Raw genomic sequence first — 20460 nt, 5'->3', positions numbered from 1 at the left:
CAAAAAGATTTTTCAGTTTAGGAGAACTTAATTTATGGCAGTCCGCAACGTTGCGGCTCCCCCGACGCCTTGGTCGAAAAACTTGGCTGAGCCCAAAATTCACGATACCGCCTTCGTACATTCCTTTTCTAACATTATTGGGGATGTGCATATCGGTTCTAATGTGATGATTGCCCCCGGAACATCTATCCGCGCTGATGAAGGAACTCCTTTTTATATCGGACAAGGAAGCAACATTCAAGACGGAGTAGTGATTCACGGTCTAGAACAAGGCAGAGTTACAGGAGACGACGACAAATCCTATTCTGTGTGGGTGGGGAAAAATACTTCCCTCACCCACATGAGTTTAATTCACGGCCCTGCCTACGTGGGCGACAACTGCTTTATCGGCTTTCGCTCTACGGTGTTCAATGCCAGAGTGGGCAACGGCTGCATTGTCATGATGCACGTACTAATTAAAGATGTGGAGATTCCAGCCGGTAAGTACGTACCTTCGGGAGCCATCATCACTAATCAGAAGCAAGCCGATCGCTTGCCTGACGTTCAAGATTCTGACATTCAATTTGCGACCCATGTCATCGGCATCAATGACGCTCTGAGAACGGGTTATCGCTGCGCTGAGAACATCGCCTGTCTAGCACCAATTCGCAACGAGAAAAGTACCAACCCAAATATGACTCAAACCAAATATTCTACCCCTGCCGGCACCCAATTGAGTCCAACTCTTGCCGATAGCATTCGCAATTTACTAGCCCAAGGATACAGCGTGGGAGCAGAACACGCCGACGCACGCCGCTTCCGTACCGGTTCTTGGCGTACTTGCGGCCCGATTTCCTCAACCCGCGAGTCAGAAGTAATCGCGGCTTTGTCAGCTTGCATGGCTGAACACCAAGGAGAATACGTCCGCTTGATCGGGATTGACACCAAAGCCAAGCGCCGCGTACTAGAAGAAATCGTCCAAAGACCGGGAGACAACGGCTCTAACGGTTCTAACGGTGCGAAAACTCACCAATCTAACGGTAAAGTTGCACAACAAGCTTCGTACCACAATAGCGGTTCCGTGTCAAACGGAAAATTGAGTGCCGAAACAGTGGCTCAGGTTCGCGGCTTGCTAGCTCAAGGCTACAAGGTGGGGACGGAACACGCCGACGCGCGCCGCTTCCGCACCAGTTCTTGGCAAAGCGGGGCTTCGCTGCAAGTCAGAAACGAATCTGAGGCGATCGCCGCTTTGGAATCTGTGATGAATCAGTACCCGGGCGAGTACGTGCGCTTGATCGGGATTGACCCGAAAGCTAAGCGGCGTGTCGTTGAAGAACTTATTCAGCGTCCAGACGGACCCGTTGCTCAATCGGCTAAGCCAGCAGCAACTTCGGGATACAAAGCAGCTTCGACAGGTTCGGCCAGCAGCGGAAGTTTGACCGGCAAGACGATCGACCAAATCCGCAACCTGCTTTCCCAAGGCTACAAAATTGGCACGGAACACGCCGACGCGCGCCGTTTCCGCACCGGTTCTTGGAGCAGTTGCGCCCCGATCTCATCCAACCGCGAATCTGAAGTGATTTCTGCCCTCGAAAGCTGTCTCAAAGAACACAGCGGCGAGTACGTACGTTTGCTTGGCATCGACTCCAAAGCGAAGCGCCGGGTACTAGAAGAAATTATCCAACGACCTTAATTTGCCTGGTAATTAGCTTGTTTCTCCCGTTAAGCCGTCGCACAGGTGTCCACGGGAGAAATCCAAACGGATTGAAGTTGGATTTGAGATAGTTGAAAAGCTCGATTGAGAAGGGTTAGTCAAAATCTAGAATCTTCTGGAACTTTCTAGAAAACGTTAAAGGATCGATCTTCTCAGTATTAGTAAATTATCGTTTCTTAGATTGAGATGGTTAAATTTATTAGTCGAAAAACCCCATAATTTAAAGTCCTTTGATCTAAAAAAATAGCTCCTTTCATGGTGAAGTTGAATGTATTTATCGCCACTGCAATTAAGTAGCAACTCTCAGATTTTGATGAGTGGCGATGTAGTTGTGAATGAGGGTGCGGCGATCGCCCCTGGAGCAATCATGCAAGCAGATCCGGGCAGCCGGATCTCGATCGCCGCCGGTGCCTGTATCGGTATGGGAGTTATCCTTCACGCCCGTGAAGGTACTCTGGAAATCGCGGCGGGCGTTATTCTGGGTGCAGGGGTGCTGGTGGTAGGTGCGGGAACGATCGGGGAAAATGCCTGTATTGGGGCCGGGACGACCCTAATCAATCCTTCTATCGAAAAAATGCAAATTATGCCAGCAGGTTCTCTAATGGGAGATACCAGCCGCCAAGCCGCCGCAGCAGAAGCAACCGCAACAGCGCCAACAGCAGCGCCAACATCACCCGAAACCCCCGAAGCCACTACGCCACCAGTCGATCGACCGATAGAGCCGATCGAGCCGATCGAGCCACCACAACCCGCCCAAACACCGCCTCACACTGCGCCAGAGACTGCCCCAGACCCGCCGGAATCCACAGCCCCAGAGCCTCCCCAACCAGGGGAAACGCCAACTATTCTGTACGGTCAAGCTCACATCAATCGGCTGTTGGGGACACTGTTTCCGCACAGGCAAGCTTTTAATCGATCGGAGGAAAACGGCCAAACTCTATCCGGCGGTTCCGGGTAGCCGTCATTTCGCCAAAAGGCAGCTATGCTGAAGGCAGATAGATCAAATATAAATAGGTAATCTCATATTATTGGTAGCTCAGCAATTTGTAAGGCCTTGCAGCAGCAATCTGTGTCTTGTAGCTCGTGCAGTCTGTCTTCTCATCTGAGAAACTATAAACTATCAACAAATTTTTATTTTGGGAAGTTTCTAAGGGTAATAGAAGATGGACGGACAAACGGATCGTAACAGTCACGAAGAACGATCGCAGCGCCAGGAATACTTCAAAGACACTGCTTTGGGTTTGGTATCCACCAAGAGTTTTCCGGCGATTGTGGGGACTGCTGACATGATGCTGAAGTCGGCAGGAGTGATTTTAGTAGGATACGAAAAAATTGGTTCCGGTCACTGTACGGCGATCGTCCGGGGCAGAATTTCGGATGTGCGTTTGGCTGTGGAAGCGGGAGCTCAAACTGCCGAACAGTTCGGGCAGTTTGTTTCTAAGTTGGTAATTCCTAGACCTTTGGCTAATTTGGAAGTGGTTTTGCCGATCGGCTTTCGGCTGACTGAACTTTCCGAAAGTGGCAATTATTCTCGGCTTAGCAATCAGGCGATCGGTTTGCTCGAAACCCGGGGGTTTCCGGCCATGGTCGGCGCTTGCGATGCTATGCTCAAATCTGCAGACGTACACTTGGCAGCTTACGAGAAAATCGGCGCCGGTTTGTGCACGGCAATTATTCGCGGTGCAGTTGCAGATGTAGCAGTAGCCGTAGAAGCGGGGATGTACGAAGCTGAGCGAATTGGCGAGTTGAACGCGGTGATGGTAATTCCCAGGCCTTTGGAAGATTTGGAACAAACTTTACCGCTGGCAAGTTGCTGGATCGAACACCGTAAACCTGTGATGATGCCCGTCTCGGTTAAGGAAAAGGAACAAGAATTGATCGAACTTCCAGATTTGGAGAAATTGAGGGTTTATGTCGAAGAGGAAATCAATCGGTAATTGGTAATTAAGCAACAAAAGTTTGTAGAGGCGTGCTGCTGCAAATACAGAGACGAAGTTTGTCAAAAAAATATAGAGTTTACTCGGTGGGACTGCTGGCAACAATTTATACTGAGTAGCGGTCTCAAACTTAATTGCGCGATCGAGCCGATCGCAGCCGCATCAAAAAACACACAGCACCAAGTAAAACTAGACTTTTAAGCGAAAGTCGATCGGGTAAACAATCGAACTGACTAATAAGTCAATCCAGCCGACGTGCAGAGCCTTTCAACAGGATTTAACTACTGTTAAAATAAACCAAAAATCCTGTCTAGGGTAGATTGCCGGGAATCATTTAAGAGTTACTCTGACTGCGGGTGGATGCTCTTTCAACAGATTAACGGCTGTCGAACTCAAAACTGACTGCACAGGAATTACCCCCCCCAGCATCAAGCAATCCTGAAAGTTGACCTATGAACCTCAAACAATTTTACAAGCGTGGTTTGCACAGCGCTAAGAAAGGAAACTATGAAGCGGCACTTGAGGACTTCGATGAGATACTGCAAGTCAATCCCGCCGATGCCAAAGCCTACAACAATCGCGGCTTGGTTTACTATTACATGAAAGACTACCAAAAAGCGATCGCCGACCTCAGCAAAGCCCTAGATATCAATCCTAATTTCTTCGAGGCTTACTTGAATAGGGGCAATGCTTGGCGTCATCTCGGAGAACACGAAAAAGCCATTGAAGATCTCAACTGCGCTTTAGCAAATAAGCCTAACAGCCACGCTATCTACAACAACCGAGGACTTGTACTTGCTAATTTAGGAAATTACGAAGAAGCAATAGAAGACTACGATCGAGCTATATCTATCAATTCCCACAATTATAAAACCTATTACAACCGGGGGCGCGCTTACTACCTTTTGGGAGAAAAAGAGGCAGCAACGGAAAACTTTAACGAAACGCTGCGGTTGAATCCTAAATATATCAAAGCTTACATAAATCGAGGTCTCTGTTACCACCAATTAGGAGACAATACGCAGGCGATCGCCGATTACAACACTGCACTCGGCATCGATCCACAAAATGTTTATGCCTATTATAATAGAGGTTGCGTTCGCTATAAATTAAGACAAATGCAGCTTGCAATTGAAGACTTTGATAAAGCAGTTGAACTCGATCCGAACTATGTTAAAGCTTATCTCAACCGGGGTTTAGCGCTGTATAAACTTGGAGATATTACGGCAGCCAATAAGGATTTCTACCATGTAATGTGCATTAATGCTGAAGCTTATTTATACTACCAAGCACAGAGGTGTACGCCTGATATTAATTCGTACTTCAAGGAAGCGCCACAGGTCGAACTTAATAATGCTGCCGAATACTACAACACAACATTAAATACGATGTCAACTTCCTTAAGTTCAGCAGCATTAAACGCGGTTTGGAATCAAGAAGATTTGGAGAACCGAGAGTCGATTATCTGTGAAGGTGAATTTATTAATGATTGATTTAGTCAGTAGTTAGTAGCCATTAGTCCTGAGACTTATTGCCTCAATCTTCGATCGAGCAAAGCGCAGATGCAACGCACTGAAAATTAAACCCACATTCCGCAATCCCCAACGCGCAGCGTACATGGATTGAGTAGATCAAAGTGAATCATCCGAGACAATGGTAAGTAGAAATATTCAATAATTTCTGTTCCAAACGATCGCCCAGTTCTCCATTCCTGAAAATTGAGGTGCGGAGGTGAGTTAAATCTGAGTCCGTTAAAAATGCGATATCAAAAACCAAGTTTATTGCTGAATAGGGAAAAAGCCTCCTTCGCGCATTTCTTGAAAGCTCTCTTTAACCGCCTGAATGATGCGATCTGTGTCTTCATGAGTGTGAGCGGTGGAGAGAAAGCAGCTACGACCTTCGGATATGAAAATACGCTTTTCGAGTAAGTGAAAAAGTAGCGGATCTATCTCAACGGATGCAGCAGCGCGAAATTGCGATCCGAAATTTACAAGCCAGACAGATACTTCATTTTCTTTGAAATAAGCATTCAGGGTTTCAACGAGGTGCGAAGTTCGCTGATTCAACTGCTGCTGAAGGGTTGGGCCTTGACTTTTAAGATAGCGCAGTACGGAACGCGCAGCGGCCAGAGCAAGTGGGTGCTTGCAAAAAGTGCCGGCAAAAATAGTTGTTTTTACCTGGGGGTAGGAATCATCACCGTAGTTCCACAAACCGCCGTCAATTTTATCCATATAAGCAGCTTTTCCCGCGATAATTCCAATGGGCATACCGCCCCCGACAATTTTACCGTAAGTTGCAATATCTGCTTCAATGCCAAACCACGCCTGCGCGCCACCTTGATGAATTCGGAAACCACTAACCATTTCATCAAAAATCAGCGCAATTTCTAATTCTTTTGTTAATTGCCTGAGTTGCTGGAGAAATTCTTTGGGTTGCAAATCGAGACGGCTGCTTTGCACCGGCTCCACGAGAACCGCGGCTAATTCGTGCTGATGAGCTTTGATAATTTCCAGGGAATGAGGGCTTCCGTAATCCAAAACTAAAACATCTTCAATAAAATTAGCGAGAATTCCTGGCGCTTTTGGAATGGTGCATAAATCGCCATTTATCTTTTTTACAACTGCGAGAGTTCCGTCAAAATGACCGTGATAAGAACCAGAAAAGAAAGCAATTTTATTGCGTTTAGTTGCCGATCTAGCTAATCGTAGAGCTGCCATCACCGCTTCAGTGCCGGTATTAGAAAAAGCGACGCGATCCATTCCCGTTAGTTCGCAGATTAATTCTGCAACTTCTCCGGCAAGTTCTGCTTGAGCACCAATTTGCACACCGCGATCGAGTTGCTCTAATAGGGCTTCTTTAATAAAGGGCGGATTATGGCCGAAAAGATTGATGCCAAATCCCATTGTGATATCGATGTATTCGTTGCCATCAACATCCCACATTTTAGAGCCAAGCGATCGCTCAGCGACAATGGGATAAAACATCTCCTTGACGGGAAAGCGAAACCCATCTGAAGCCCGATTGTCAGCCAGAACCGGACGGTATTTTTGCGCGAAATTCTTAGAGGTTTTTGTGCGATCGGTGTAGCGATCTATGAGCGCTTTCATGTGTCTTTGGTGCAATTGTTCGTTCATTTTGAATTCTCCAGAGATTGAGCTAGGTAGGGGCGCAATGCTTTGCGCCCTTACAGGTTTTAATTGCGGCTACCTATCAAGCCAGAATCGGCGAGATAGGAAAAGTAAGTGCGAAACAAATTCGCATCCGCTTGCGGACAGGTGATGTCAGTGGTAGCAAGTCCATCTAGCGTATTTTGGCAATCGAAATGTAGCGTTCCTGATTGTGGCATTTCCGCTTCAGAAACTTTTTCGGAAAAAAGACCGACTAGCGGGTACAAAGCATGATCGGGAGAATATCCAGCGCGATTGATTATTTCTGCTTGCCAAGCCTCAGAAGAAACTCGTTTGATTGGATAACCCATTGAGCCAATCCAGCCAAGCAATTCACTCATTTGAAAGGACTGAGTGTTGACTAAATGAAAAGTTTTTCCGAGAAATTCTTTTTGCCTCGAAAGATGAACGATCGCTCGGCTCACATAGTCAACAGGCGCTACATTCATCAGCTTATCGTCATCGGGCGCACATCCAAGTTGCACGCAACCAGCGATTAACCTGTACAGTAAATCGCTGGGATTGCAGGCCCCTGTTTGGCTGTCCCCAGAAATGCGACCTGGCCTGTAAATGCTAACAGGAATCCCGCGATCGCGCGCGACCTCTACTAACTTTTCTGCCACCCATTTAGTCTGAGTGTAAGCGCCTTTTAGACCCTCTCCCGGAGTGAGTTCATCCTCCTCTCGCACCACCTTAATCCCAGATTCTCCCATTGCCGAAAACACGGAAATCGTAGAAATTAAATGGACTGGTTTTAGCTTACTTTGACTCGCCAATCTCAGAACTTCCTGCGTCCCCAAAACGTTAGCGGGTTTGAGAACAGAGTAGGGATAAGTAAACTTGACAAACGCGCCATTGTGGTAAATGACATCAATTTTACTGGCTAAAACTCGGAACTGCTCCTCGGAAAGCCCCAAAAGTGGTTGAGACAAATCTCCAGCAATTGGGATAATGCGATCGCTGCTGCTTTCATCCCAAATTAAATAGGATTCGAGGCTGCTTTGAATCCGCTTTTTGGCTGATTCTGAATCGGCAGAACGGACTAGGCAATAAATTTCTGCTTGAGTTTGTTGCAAGAGGTCGCGGAGTAAAAAGGCTCCCAAAAAGCCCGTCGCCCCTGTTAAGAGAATGCAAGCTGGTTCAGTTTTTGGCTCGCTCAATGGAGTTGCAGGGCGAATTGCCGGATCTAAAAAAACTTCAGCGTTAATATCGAAACTTGCAGTGCGATCGCCCGCAGAATCCGCCCCGTGCTTCACCTCAATATTCTTTGCTAAAGCAGCGATGGTAGGCGCTTCAAAGAAACGGCGCAAAGGCAATTCCTTTTGGAAAGAATCTCTTACCTTTGCTAGCAACTGAGTAATCAGTAATGAATGTCCCCCCAAATCAAAGAAATTGTCATAAATTCCCACTTTTTCCAGCCCTAGGAGCTGGGCCCAAATCTCAGCAAGCATTTTCTCAATGGGAGTGCTAGGAGCTACAAAAGTATCTGCTAAATCGGCTCTCGCCGCCTCCGGCGCTGGCAGCGCCCGCCGGTCTATTTTTCCATTAGCAGTGAGGGGCAATGCTTTCAGTACGACAAAAGCAGAAGGAACCATGTAGTCGGGCAGTTTTTCTTTTAAAAATGACCGCAGCTCGTTAATAGCGATCGCTGATTCCCTCGCGGGTACAACATAGGCAACTAAGCGCTGATTCCCCGGTTCATTTTCCAATAGCAAAACTACTGCTTCGCGCACAGCCGAATGTTGAGATAGCGCTGCTTCTATTTCCCCCAATTCAATGCGGAACCCTCGCAGTTTAACTTGGCTGTCGGTCCGCCCTAAAAACTCAATATTTCCGTCCGGCAAATATCGAGCCAAATCTCCTGTTTTATAAAGGCGATTTGAAGGTATAGCTAAGGAATCTGAAGGAAGAATGCCTTCGCCATTTCTCAAAGGGTTGATGATGAATCTTTCTGCGGTTAATTGGGGTTGGTTTAGATAGCCGCGAGCTAAAGAAGCACCGCCGATGTATAACTCGCCGGACACGCCAATGGCAACTGGCTGCAAGTGCGAATCAAGTAAATAAATCTGCGCGTTATTGATAGGGCGACCGAGAGGAACTGTCTCAGAAATGCAATTTTCTCGGTCTTTGATAGGATAAGCCAGCACGCCTACGGTTGCTTCTGTTGGCCCGTAATGGTTGAAGACTGAACAGTCTGGGGCGTATTTCTGAATAGTTTCGAGCAAATTCCAACTTAAGGCCTCGCCGCCAAGGATTAATCGCTTTTTCGGCAAAACCTGCGCCGGATTAGCAGCAGTTAATAAAGCTTTTAGATGGGAGGGAACGATTTTGAGACAGTCAATGGAATGCTGCTGAAAGTAAGCAGCGATCGCCTCTGGATCGGTGGCGCGTTCCTGGGAAATTATGTGAAGGCTTCCTCCCGTACATAAAGCTGGAAAAATTACTGTATTTCCTAAGTCTGCTGCCAAGGTAGAAACGGTTGCGAAACTGGCACCTGATGGCAGGTTTAGCTGTTCCTGAATGCTGTAGAGGTAATTGACGAGCGATCGGTGTTCAATTGCCACTCCCTTTGGCGTGCCAGTGGAACCGGAAGTATAAATGACATAAGCTAAATTTTCAGGAGAGAGAGGAGGAGAGGGAGAGGGGGATACAGAGGGAATTTCTGCGTCTAAGCAAACGATTTTTGCCTGAGTTTTTGGCAAGTTTTCGATTAGCTGTTGTTGCGTTAATAGCACAGCCACTCCGGCATCCTGCAACATCAAGGCGAGGCGCTCTTTTGGCATGGCCGGGTCGAGTGGCAAGTAAGCGCCACCTGCTTTGAGGATGCCGAGCATTCCGGCGATCGCATCCACAGATCGCTCGGCACAAATTCCCACTAATCCTTCGGATTTAACTCCTAATTGTTGTACGTAATCAGCGATTTGGTTGGCGCGGGCGTTGAGTTCCCGGTAAGTGAGTTGCTGATTGTCACAGACAACCGCAAGGCGATCTGGTACGCGATCGACTTGTTGCTCAAATAGTTGGTGAATGCACTTGTCTTTTGGGTAATCTTTCTGTGTTTGGTTGAAGTCAAATAAGACTTGGTGGCGGGCGCGATCGCTCAGAATTTCCAACTCGCCGAGAGCGGTTTCTGGGTGATTAGCTGCACTTTTTATTAAGGTGTAGAATTGCTCTGCTAAACATTCGATCGCTTGTTCCCCTATCAAGGCCGGATCGTAGTGAAACTCAGCGATGAGAGCGTCCTCTCGGCGCGCGCAGGAGAGTTTAACTTTGAAGCGATCGCCGCAGACATATTGCTGGTAAATCGAAAAATCTACGCCAGCCGCCGCATACTTTTCTAGTTGTTCCTCAAACTCAAAACAAAATGGAAATCCAGCCGAGGCGTTTATATCTTCCCGGTTGAAATATTCCTGCCATTTATAAGCATCGCTTTGGGATTGCTGAATTTCCTGCCAGAATTCCAGAAAGGTAAAATTTTCTTGCAGTTGGCTGCGAAGCGGTAAAAACTTGGCAAATAGACCGAGTGCTGGCTCTAATTCTTCATATTTGCGATTGTCGAAGGCGGTGCCAACAATGATTTCTGCCTTTCCGGCCAGCCGCCAGAGCAACGTTTTCCAGGAAGCTAGAAAGAAAGCAGATATTGAGGTTTCGTAGCGGCGGGCGATCGCTTCTATTTCTTCTAGTAAACTCTGTTGTATTTTAACCTCAAAAAAATTCGGTTCAAATCGATCGGACGCGCTGCTATTTTTATTTTCAAAAGGCAATTTTAAACTCGCTAGGGCCGAGTAATCTCGATCGGTCCAATATTTTTTGCCCTCTGCAGCCTCTTCATCCTCAATCAATTCATTCTGCCATTCCGAATATTGGACATATTGCACCACTTCGTCGGCCAGTTCCTCACCTTGCAAGCAAGCTGCATAACACTGGCTAATTTCTCGAATTAGATTTTTGATGGTGCGGGAATCGGCGCACAGGGAAGGCAGGCTGACAAGCAAAATGTGCCTGTTTGCTGATAGAAAAATTAAGGATAAGCGCCAAATTGGATTTTGCTCAAAGTTGAAAGCTAAGCGCTTTTCGTTTTGAAAAATTTCAGGGATTTTAGCCGCTTGTTCTGGCGGGGTAAAGCATTCGAGATTAACGATATGCCAGGAAATTAAGCTGCGCTCGCCGATGACTTGAATCGGAAATTTAATCCCAGAACGTCGCTGAAAGCTCGTCCGCAGAATTTCGTGGCGATCGCTGACTTTTTGCAGCGCTTCTTTTAAAGCATTTGCTTGGAGATTGCCCTCGATCTGAATCGCACATTGAGCGCGATAAGCGGGACTCTCTTGTTGCAACAGCCACAGATATTTTTGTTGAGGAGAAAGCCGAAATCCATTAATTGTTTGCATTGGTTATATTGCTTTATGTTTTAGGTTCGCCAGGGAATTAAGTCCCTGGCTAATATATCGAGTCCGTTAAAACAGACTAGGATAAAGGCTTTGAAGTGGCGAATACTGGCAATTTTCAATTCGTAGCAGAGTCGGCTAAAGCCGAATTTTGCGGGATAAAAGTCAGCTTTTAAATCTCTGCTTCACCGATCATTTCGCCCATCGCTACCACAATTTTGCGCGGCCCGACAAATGGATTGCGGCTGTGAGCCGCCAACATATTATCTAACATTAATATGTCGCCAGCTTCCCAAGGAAAACTAACGGTTGCCTGCTGATAGACTGCCTGAATTTCTCCCATTACCGAGTCTTCAATAGGAGTGCCGTCGCCGTAATAGACATTGCGGGGGAGGTTCTCTTCTCCAAAAACCGAGAGCAAGGAAGCGCGGGTTGCCGCATCTAAGCAGGAAATGTGGTGCAAGGGAAGTTGATTGAAAAATACCATCTCTTTGGTTTTTGGGTGCTGGGCAATTGCGGGGCGAATTTTGCGAGTTCTCAAATCATTTCCTGCTTTCCATTCAAATTCCATCCCAGCTTGTCGGCAGTATTCCTCAACCACGGATTTGTCTTCTGTTTGGAAAAAATCTTTCCAGCTTACATCCAGTCCGTCTGTGTAGTTACGAACGTACATAATTTGCTTTTGGGCAAATTTTTCTCTGAGTTTCGGATCTAGCAACTGGTAAATTTTACGGCAGTCAACAATCGGCGTTTCTCCGCCTTGTTGCGCTGGCTGAACGCAGAAAAACCAGATTTTCATCGGCCAGCGGTGCAGGTGCGAACTCTCGCTGTGAAATAAGATAGCTTTATCTGCTGGGTAAGGAGTTGAACCGTAAACTTTTCCGCTAACTCCTTCGCGTGGCAAATCCCCGTACTCCCCAAATAATTCCGAACAAATTGAGAGTGCAAACTGCTCGAATGCGGCAACCACAGGGCCGATGAACCCTCGAAAAAGAATCCCTCCATGCTGTAGCAATTTTGCCTCTATAAATTCGCGGTTATTTTTCGCCCAGTCTGCCAGATCGACATCGGCTACTGCGGGTTTTGCCACTAAAGGAAAGAGTTCGTCGGGGTGCAGGTACTCGGTTTTTATCAATTCGCCTTGTGGCAATGCCACTGGCTTCGGCTTGACGCTTTTGAACTTACTAAAATTGCTTTTTTCACGCTTTAGTTCTTGCATGGCTTGTTTCTGTTTCTGGGCTTCTGTGAGAATTTCTAAAGTGTTCAAACGACTGTCAGGCTGCGCCACAATGCTGCCGAGGAGGGTTTCAAAGCGATTTGACATTTGAGCGATCGTCTCTCTGTCAAATAGGTCGGAATTATACTTCCAACTGCCGACAATTCCTCTCTCTGTTTCCGACACAAATAGCGCCAAATCAAATTTAGCCGTACCGCTATCAATTGCAACCGGGATTAAAGTTAAACCCGCCATTTCTAAAGCCGGCACAGGCGCATTTTGCATGACGAATAAGACTTGAAAGAGCGGTGTTTGATTCAGGCTGCGATCGGGACGCAGTTCTTCTACCAGTTTGTCGAAGGGTAAATCTTGGTGAGTGTAGGCTTTTAGGGTGACTTCGCGCACGCGATCGAGCAGTTGGCGAAATGTAGGATTGCCGCGCATATCGGTTCGCAAGACGAGGATATTGACAAAGAAACCAATTAAAGCTTCTGTCTCAACTTGTGTGCGGTTTGCCAGGTCTGTACCGACGACAATATCTTCTTGATTTGTGTAGCGATAAAGCAGCGTTTGAAGTGCTGCCAACAAGGTCATAAATAAGGTGACATTTTGTTGCCGACTGAGTGCGTTTAGGGCTTCTGAAACTTGCCGATCGAGCTGGAAATTTTGAATCTCAGCTCGATCGCTAGAAACAGCAGAACGCGGTTGTTTTGCTGGCAATTGCAGCGGGGGCAAAATTTGACCCAACTGCTGCTTCCAGTCAGCGAGTTTTGCTTCGAGAACTTCGCCTTGCAGCCACTTTGTTTGCCAAACAGCATAGTCTGCGTACTGTACAGAAAGTTCGGGTAGGGGAGAAGGTTTGCCACTGCTGAAAGCTTCATAAAGCGCCGCCACTTCCCGCACGAGTACCCCCATCGACCAGCCATCAGCTACGATGTGGTGTACTGTCAGTAACAGCAGGTATTCTGTCTCGTCAAGATGTAACAATGTGACGCGCAGTAACGGCCATTTTGTTAGATCAAAAGGCTGTCGCGCTTCTTCAGCGGCGAGCCGCATTTCCTCGGCTTCTCGTTCCGCTTGCGATAAGTCTCTTAAGTTTACGATCGCCAATGTGAATTTAAAAGATGAAATAATAACCTGAGCGGGTCGTCCTTCCACCGAATTAAAAGTTGTCCGCAATGCTTCGTGTCGCTTGATAATCTCCTGAAAAGTTTGCTCTAGAACGCCTACATTGAGCGCCCCCTTCAAGCGCACGGCTGCTGGGATATTATAGGCAGGATTTCCCGGCTGCAATTGGTCGAGAAACCACAGCCGTTGTTGTGCAAAAGAAAGGGGCAATTCTCCCTGCCTTGACGCCCGCTTGATGGGGGGTGCTTTCAGTTTTTGCTCGGCGCGATATTGCAAGAGGCTTTCGGTGACTGTTGCGACGGTAGGGGATTCAAAAAGAGAGCGCAAGGGCACTTCAACTTGAAAAGCTTCTCGCAGGCGAGAAATCGCCTGAGTAGCCAGCAATGAATGACCTCCCAATTCAAAGAAGTTATCGTGAATTCCCACTCGCTCTAAACCTAGAACTTCCGCCCAAATTTCTGCTATTAATTGCTCGTCGCGAGTTCGAGGCTGGGCAAAATTGCTCTCGAATTCCGCTGTGTTTGTGTCAGGTGCTCTTAGCGATCGCCGATCGATTTTTCCGTTAGGCGTTAAAGGCATTGCTTCCAGCAGCACAAACGCTGAGGGAATCATGTACTGCGGCAATTTTTGTTTCAGGTAAGAGCGCAAATCATTAATAAGTTCTGAGTCTTGAGTTTTGAGTGCTGAGTTAGCAACGATATAAGCTACTAAACGCTTGTCGCCCGGATTGTCTTCTCGAACCAGTGCGATCGCTTCTCGCACGGCTGGGTATTGGCTGAGTACCGCTTCAACTTCGCCTAATTCGATGCGAAATCCGCGAACTTTCACCTGGTTGTCGCTGCGTCCCATAAATTCAATGTTTCCATCTGGGAGATAGCGAGCCAAGTCTCCGGTTTTATAGAGGCGTTCTGAGAGAATAAACGATGAAGGATGAGGGATGAATGATATCAATTCCGGTTGCACCGGAAGGATTGTTGACTGTTGACTGTTGACTGTTGACTGTTGACTGTTGACTGTTGACTCGATTTTATGATTTTGATGCAACCGGAAACGATATGAATCATGAATTGGGTCTTCTGCAAAGGGGTTAGGAATAAACTTCTCTGCGGTCAGTTCCGGTCGGTTTAGGTAGCCTCTAGATAAGCCGGCACCGCCGATGTGCAGTTCGCCAAATACCCCAACGGGAACCGGCATTAAATAGCGGTCTAATATGAAAATTTGAGTGTTAGCGATCGGGCGTCCGATGGAAACTGATTCATCTTTGCGATCGACCTGATACAGAGTAGACCAGATAGTGGTTTCTGTAGGGCCGTATAAATTCCACACAGAAGCGCCGCGCAAAAGCAACTGATTGGCGAGATGTCGCGGTAAAGCTTCTCCCCCGCACAGTATTTTTAATTGATTGTTTCCCTGCCATCCTGCTGCTAAAAGCATTTTCCAACTGGCTGGAGTAGCTTGCATAATGGTTGCGCCAGAATTTGTTAATGTTTCTAAAAGCTTTTCCCCGTTAGATGTTACTTCTCGGCTGGCTACAACAACGCGAGAACCTGTTGTAATAGGCAGGAACAGTTCCAGCGCTGCAATGTCAAAAGATAAGGATGTTACTGCTAGCCAAACATCGCCGTCTGCGATCGCGATTTGTTGGCGCATAGAACTCAAGAAGTTAACGACAGAGGCGTGGGAAATTTGCACTCCTTTGGGTTTACCTGTTGAGCCTGAAGTATAGATGACATAGGCTAAATTGGACGAATTTTGTAAACCCACGACTGGCTCGTCGCAGCTCGATATGCCTTCCCCATCTGCATCCAGAAACACGAGGGAGGCGCTATTTTTTGGCAGGGTTTCTAATAGCTTTTTTTGAGTGAGTAACACTGAAATTTTCGCGTCTTCCAGCATGAATCCCAGGCGCTCTGGTGGATACGCTGGATCGAGGGGAACATAAGCGCCACCAGCCTTGAGAATGCCGAGAAGCCCTACCATCATTTCTAGGGAGCGATCGACATAAATTCCCACCAAAACTTCTGGGTTGACACCAATTTTTTGCAAGTGACTTGCGAGATTATTTGCTTTTTTGTTCAGTTCCCGGTAAGTCAGATGTTCATTTTCAAAGACGACAGCGATCGCATCCGGCGTCCGCTCTGCCTGCGCTTCAAATAGTTCATGTATGCACTTATCTTGCGGAAAACTCGATTGAGTATTGTTCCACTCGAACAGCAGTTGCTGCTGTTCAGGTTGCGTTAAGATTGGCAAATTTGAAATGCGCTGTTCGGGATTAGCAGCTATACTTTCTAGTAAGGTTAAAAAATGTCCGGCTATCCGTCGTGCAGTGCTAGCGTCAAACAAATCTTGGCTATACTCAAGCGTTCCATTAATACCCTCTAATCCTTCCTCCAGGTCAAGAGCTAAATCAAATCTCGCCGTTTTCCGTTCTATTTCCAAACTGCTCAATGTAACTCCTGGCAATTTTATCTGCGGCGTCCGAACATTTCGCAGAGAAAACAACACCTGAAATAGGGGATTATGACTTAAATCTCGTTCGTGGTGTATAATTTCTACCAGTTTCTCGAAGGGCAAATCCTGGTGGTTATAGGCGCCGAGAGCTACTTCTCGCACGCGACTCAGTAACTCTTTAAAAGTCGGGTTGCTCGACAGATTGGTGCAGAAAACTAAGGTGTTAGCAAATAAGCCAATTAATTCCTCGATTTCGCGTCGGTTGCGGTTAGCAATGGGGGAGCCGACTAAAATATCTTCTTGCCCGGTGTAGCGATAGAGCAACGTTTTAAACGCTGCCAGTAGGGTCATAAATAAAGTAGCTTTTTCCCGCTGGCTTAATAGGGTCATTTCCTCTGCTATTGCTTTGGGAATGGTGAATTTATGCACCGCACCTCGGAAGGTTTGTACTGCCGAGCGGGGGCGATCGGTTGGCAAATTTAGTACCGGGAGATTGCCTCCTAGCTGTTTTTTCCAGTAAGCAAGCTGCTTCTCTAAAACTTCTCCCTGCAACCACTGGCGCTGCCAACTTGCAAAGTCTGCGTACTGTACCGACAGTTCGGGAAGGGGAGATGGTTTGCCAGTGGAAAAGGCTTGATAAAAGGTGGCGAGTTCCTGGATGAATATTCCCATTGACCAGGCATCGGAAATGATGTGGTGCGTACTCAATAGCAGCACCCAGTTTGAATCGCTCAATTGCAGCAATTTGGCACGCAATAAGGGTGCTTTTGACAAATCGAAAGCTTGCTGAGCTTCTGCGACGATTAACCGTTCTACTTCGCGATCGCGTGCAGTTTCAGGAAGCGATCGCAAATCTATTTCTAAAATTTTCAATTCCAGATTGGAAGCGATCGCCTGAACGGGTTGCCCGTTTATTGTCTTAAAAGCCGTTCGCAAAACTTCATGACGCTTGACAAGTTCGTTGAGACTGCGATCGAGAGATGTCGCGTCGAGTGTTCCCGTCAAACGCACGGCGGCGGGGATGTGATAGGTAAAGTTGCCTGGATTTAGTTGCTCAAAAAACCACAATCGCTGTTGAGCAAATGACAGAGGAAAAGTGTTAGACTCTCGACTCTGAGGCTGAATTTTTTCTAGCGAAACGCTTTCTTTTTTCTGGTTGAGTCGCTGCAACAGCAACTCGCGCTTTTCAGGAGAAAGAGCCGCGATGCGTTCGATTAAATCACTCATTTGCTGACTCCTTGTTGGGCGAGAATTTCCTGAATTTGTGCTTCTGACACTTGATCGAGGTCTGCTAAAACTTGAGCGAGCATTTCACTGTCTGTTTGTTCGACTTGCTTTTGGGCGATCGCTATAGCAAAATCGGCGACAGTGCCCGACTCAAATAAACGGTGCAAAGGCAACTCGACTTGAAATGCTTGGCGCACTCTGGAAATTACTTGAGTTGCTAATAGGGAATGCCCTCCTAATTCAAAAAAGTTGTCGTAAATGCCGACTTTTTCAAGTTTGAGAACTTCAGCCCAGATAGCGGCTAAAACTTCCTCGATATTTGTGCGAGGCGCGACAAAGTTTCCTGTCAACTCCGGTCGCATTTCGTCAGGTGCGGGCAGTGCTCGTCGGTCTACTTTTCCGTTAGAAGTTAAAGGAAAACTTTTGAGTATCACAAAAGCAGAAGGCACCATGTACTCCGGCAATTTTGACGTTAAAAAATTGCGAATTTCCTTGTGGGTAGGTGCTTGTTTCTGCTCGGAAATCAAATAAGCCACGAGGCGCTTTTGTGTCATCTCGTCTTCTGGCGCCACAACTACAGCCTGCGCGATATCTGGATGTTGCCCCAGCATCGCCTCAATTTCTCCCAATTCAATGCGGAAACCGCGAATTTTTATTTGGTCGTCAATTCGCCCGATAAATTCGATGTTTCCGTCTGGCAAATAGCGAGCCAAGTCGCCGGTTTTGTACAGTCGCGTCTTTGCTTGCGTGTCAAAGGGATTGGGAATAAATTTTTCTGCGGTTAATTCAGGGCGGTTAAGATATCCGCGCCCCAAATTATCACCGCCGATGTACAGTTCACCAGGTACGCCTATCGGCACCGACTGCAAGTAAGAATCCAAGATATAAATCTGAGTGTTGGCAATCGGAAGACCGAGTGGAACTGTGTCAAAATCGCACCCAATTTTATCAAATTTGACTTGATAAGTCAGGACACCTACAGTTGTTTCTGTTGGCCCGTAGTGATTGAATACTGAGCAAGTGGGAGCAAGATTGCGAAGTGTTTTAATTAAGCTCCAGTTTGCAGATTCACCTCCTAAAATAAGCCGTTTACCAGGCAAAATTGACTGGGGTTGAGAGGAATTTAAAAGGGCGGCTAGGTGAGAGGGAACTATTTTGAGGCAGTCGATGGGATGGCGGCAGAAATATTCACCCAGTGCCTCTGGATCGGTGGCGCGTTCTTGGGAGATAATATGCAGGCAACCGCCGAAACAAAGGGCGGGGAAAATCGCTGTGTTTCCTAAGTCGGCGGCGAAGGTGGAAACGGTAGCAAAACTGGCATCGGCTGGTAGGTTTAATTTTTCCTGAATGCTGTGCAGGTAATTGAGCAGTTGCCGGTGTTCGATCGCGACTCCTTTGGGGATGCCAGTGGAACCGGAAGTATAGATGACGTAAGCTAAATTGTCTGAAGAGGCGCGAGGGGTGTAAGATGCAGAAACAGTGGGAATGTCTGTATCGATGCAAACAATATTTGCCTGAGTTTTCGGCAAGCTTTCGATGAGCCGCTGTTGTACGAGCAAAACCTTCACCTGAGCGTCTTCTAGCATTAGGGCTTTGCGCTCTATTGGGGTCGTTGGATCGATGGGTAAATAGGCACCACCGGCTTTGAGTACGCCCAGCATTCCTAGGATTGTTTCTAAGGAGCGATCGAGGCAAATGCCAACAACGACCTCTGGTTCAACTCCCAAGTTTTGCAGGTGATGGGCGAGTTGATTGGCGCGATGGTTTAGTTCTCGGTAGGTGATTGTTTGGTTTTCAAAGATGACGGCAATGCTGTCTGGCGCGCGATCGGCTTGTTCTTCAAAAAGCTGGTGAACACATTTGTCTGTCGGGTAATCTTTCTGGGTTTGGTTGAACTCGACGAGAAGCTGGTGACGATCGCGATCGCTCAGTATGTCTACCTGACTGATAGCGACTTCTGGATTTTTGACTGTGCTTTCTAAAAGCGCCTGAAAGTGTTGTGACAAGTGCTTTATATCTGCCGCAGCAAATAAAGCGGAATCGTAGTGAAATTCAGCGCTTATGGAATTGCACAGGCGGAGGCAGGAGAGCTTGAGTTTGAATGGCTCTAGGCAGGCATCTTGCCGAACAAGGGAAAATGAAACGTCTGAATTACCATAGTTCTTAGGCTCTGCTTGGAAGTCAAAGCAGACGGGCCAAAAGCTGCTGCTTTTTTCGTTTTCTAGGATTTCTTCCCAGCTAAAATATTCTTGCCAGTTGTACATCTCGTGGAGATTAAGCTCAACTTGCTGCTTCAATTGTGAGAAAGTCAACTCGTCTTGCACTAGGCATCGTAGGGGTAAGTATTTGCACAGCAGCCCCAGAGAGTGTTCTAATTCTTCATATTTTCTGCCGTCTATCGCTACGCCGATTATCGGGTTTTGCTCTCTGGTAAGCCTCCAAATGAGAATTTGCCAGCAAGTCAGCAGGAAGGCAGAAATATCGCTTTTGTGCTTTGGGGCGATCGCTTCCAGGCTGTTCAACAAATCACCCGGAATTTCCACCCTTTCTACTAGCGGCAAAAATTCCGCTTCTGAATTCTTCTTTTCCCAAGGAAGCGTTAATAAATCCAAAGATTCAATGTTCAGCTTTCGCCAGTATTCTTGGCCGATTGCCATTTCTTCTGATTCGAGTAGCTCATTTTGCCACTCAGCAATATCGGCATATTGCATTGACTCATCAGAGAACTCTTCCCCGCCCGCACAGGCTGAGTAGGAAAGACTGAGTTCGCGGGTGAAATTTTTCAGGGTGGCACTATCTGCAATTAAGGCAGAGAAGTTCACCAGCAATAGCTGCTTGTTTTGCGCCAGAGTGACTAAAGAGAGATGCCAAAGTGGGCCGCGATCAAAATCAAAAGGAAGCAGGTTTAGTTGCTGAAAAAGCGCTGCAATTTTAGCCTCTTGTTCTTCAGGAGACAAACCGCTGAGATTGTATTCTGAGATAGGAACTTCACCAGTGCAGGCGATCGCTTGCAGGGGTAGTGTCATCCCAGGCAAGCAGTGAAAGCTAGTCCGCAGGATTTCGTGCCGATTTACGACATTTTGCAGCGCCCTTGTAAAAAGCTCTCGATCGAGGTTTCCGGTAATTAAAATTGCACCTCGAACGCGATAGGTCTGTTTAGGATTATTTTGCTGTAACTCCCACAGGTGCCGTTGCTGTGGAGAAAGTCTAAACCCTTCAATTGTTTCCTTTTGCATATCTACTGTTCCTTTCA

Annotated in this window: 8 protein-coding genes; 4 read left to right on the top strand and 4 right to left on the bottom strand. The window is 47.0% G+C overall.

Annotated elements, in window-relative coordinates; translation table 11 throughout:
• Window positions 1-34: 34 nt before the first annotated feature.
• The 4 genes from QUA33_RS06450 to QUA33_RS06435 all read left to right on the top strand — a co-directional run bounded on the left by QUA33_RS06450 (window position 35) and on the right by QUA33_RS06435 (window position 5123).
• A complete protein-coding gene (locus QUA33_RS06450) occupies window positions 35-1672 on the top strand; it encodes a ribulose bisphosphate carboxylase small subunit (RefSeq protein WP_333147426.1) in 1638 nt (545 codons plus the stop codon).
• Between the two features lie 289 nt (window positions 1673-1961).
• The gene (locus tag QUA33_RS06445; protein ID WP_333147425.1) at window positions 1962-2651 is read left to right on the top strand and encodes a carbon dioxide concentrating mechanism protein; all 690 of its coding nucleotides are present in this window, start codon (window positions 1962-1964) and stop codon (window positions 2649-2651) included.
• Window positions 2652-2856: 205 nt separating this feature from the next.
• Window positions 2857-3630 (top strand): BMC domain-containing protein, encoded by a 774-nt coding sequence (locus QUA33_RS06440; protein WP_333147423.1) that lies wholly within the window; start codon window positions 2857-2859, stop codon window positions 3628-3630.
• 452 nt (window positions 3631-4082) lie between these two features.
• Window positions 4083-5123 (top strand): tetratricopeptide repeat protein, encoded by a 1041-nt coding sequence (locus QUA33_RS06435; RefSeq protein WP_333147421.1) that lies wholly within the window; start codon window positions 4083-4085, stop codon window positions 5121-5123.
• 285 nt (window positions 5124-5408) lie between these two features.
• Here QUA33_RS06435 and QUA33_RS06430 read toward each other — a convergent pair whose 3' ends face one another.
• The 4 genes from QUA33_RS06430 to QUA33_RS06415 all read right to left on the bottom strand — a co-directional run bounded on the left by QUA33_RS06430 (window position 5409) and on the right by QUA33_RS06415 (window position 20443).
• Window positions 5409-6764 carry an aspartate aminotransferase family protein gene (locus tag QUA33_RS06430; protein ID WP_333147419.1) on the bottom strand — a complete coding sequence of 452 codons (1356 nt, stop codon included), beginning with the start codon at window positions 6762-6764 and terminating at the stop codon, window positions 5409-5411.
• Window positions 6765-6823: 59 nt separating this feature from the next.
• Entirely contained in the window at window positions 6824-11188 is a 4365-nt protein-coding gene (locus QUA33_RS06425; RefSeq protein WP_333147417.1) for an amino acid adenylation domain-containing protein, read from the bottom strand.
• Window positions 11189-11357: 169 nt separating this feature from the next.
• On the bottom strand, window positions 11358-17207 hold the full coding sequence (locus tag QUA33_RS06420) for an amino acid adenylation domain-containing protein (RefSeq protein ID WP_333147416.1): 5850 nt from the start codon (window positions 17205-17207) through the stop codon (window positions 11358-11360).
• Window positions 17204-20443 carry an amino acid adenylation domain-containing protein gene (locus tag QUA33_RS06415; RefSeq protein ID WP_333147414.1) on the bottom strand — a complete coding sequence of 1080 codons (3240 nt, stop codon included), beginning with the start codon at window positions 20441-20443 and terminating at the stop codon, window positions 17204-17206. The genes QUA33_RS06420 and QUA33_RS06415 overlap by 4 nt, the downstream gene beginning before the upstream one ends.
• Between the last annotated feature and the right edge of the window lie 17 nt (window positions 20444-20460).

The sequence above is a fragment of the Microcoleus sp. Pol14D4 genome (assembly GCF_036701245.1).
Lineage (GTDB): Bacteria > Cyanobacteriota > Cyanobacteriia > Cyanobacteriales > Microcoleaceae > Microcoleus.
The sequence above is the reverse complement of the archived record's forward strand: the minus strand, read 5'-3'. Positions and strand labels throughout refer to the sequence as shown.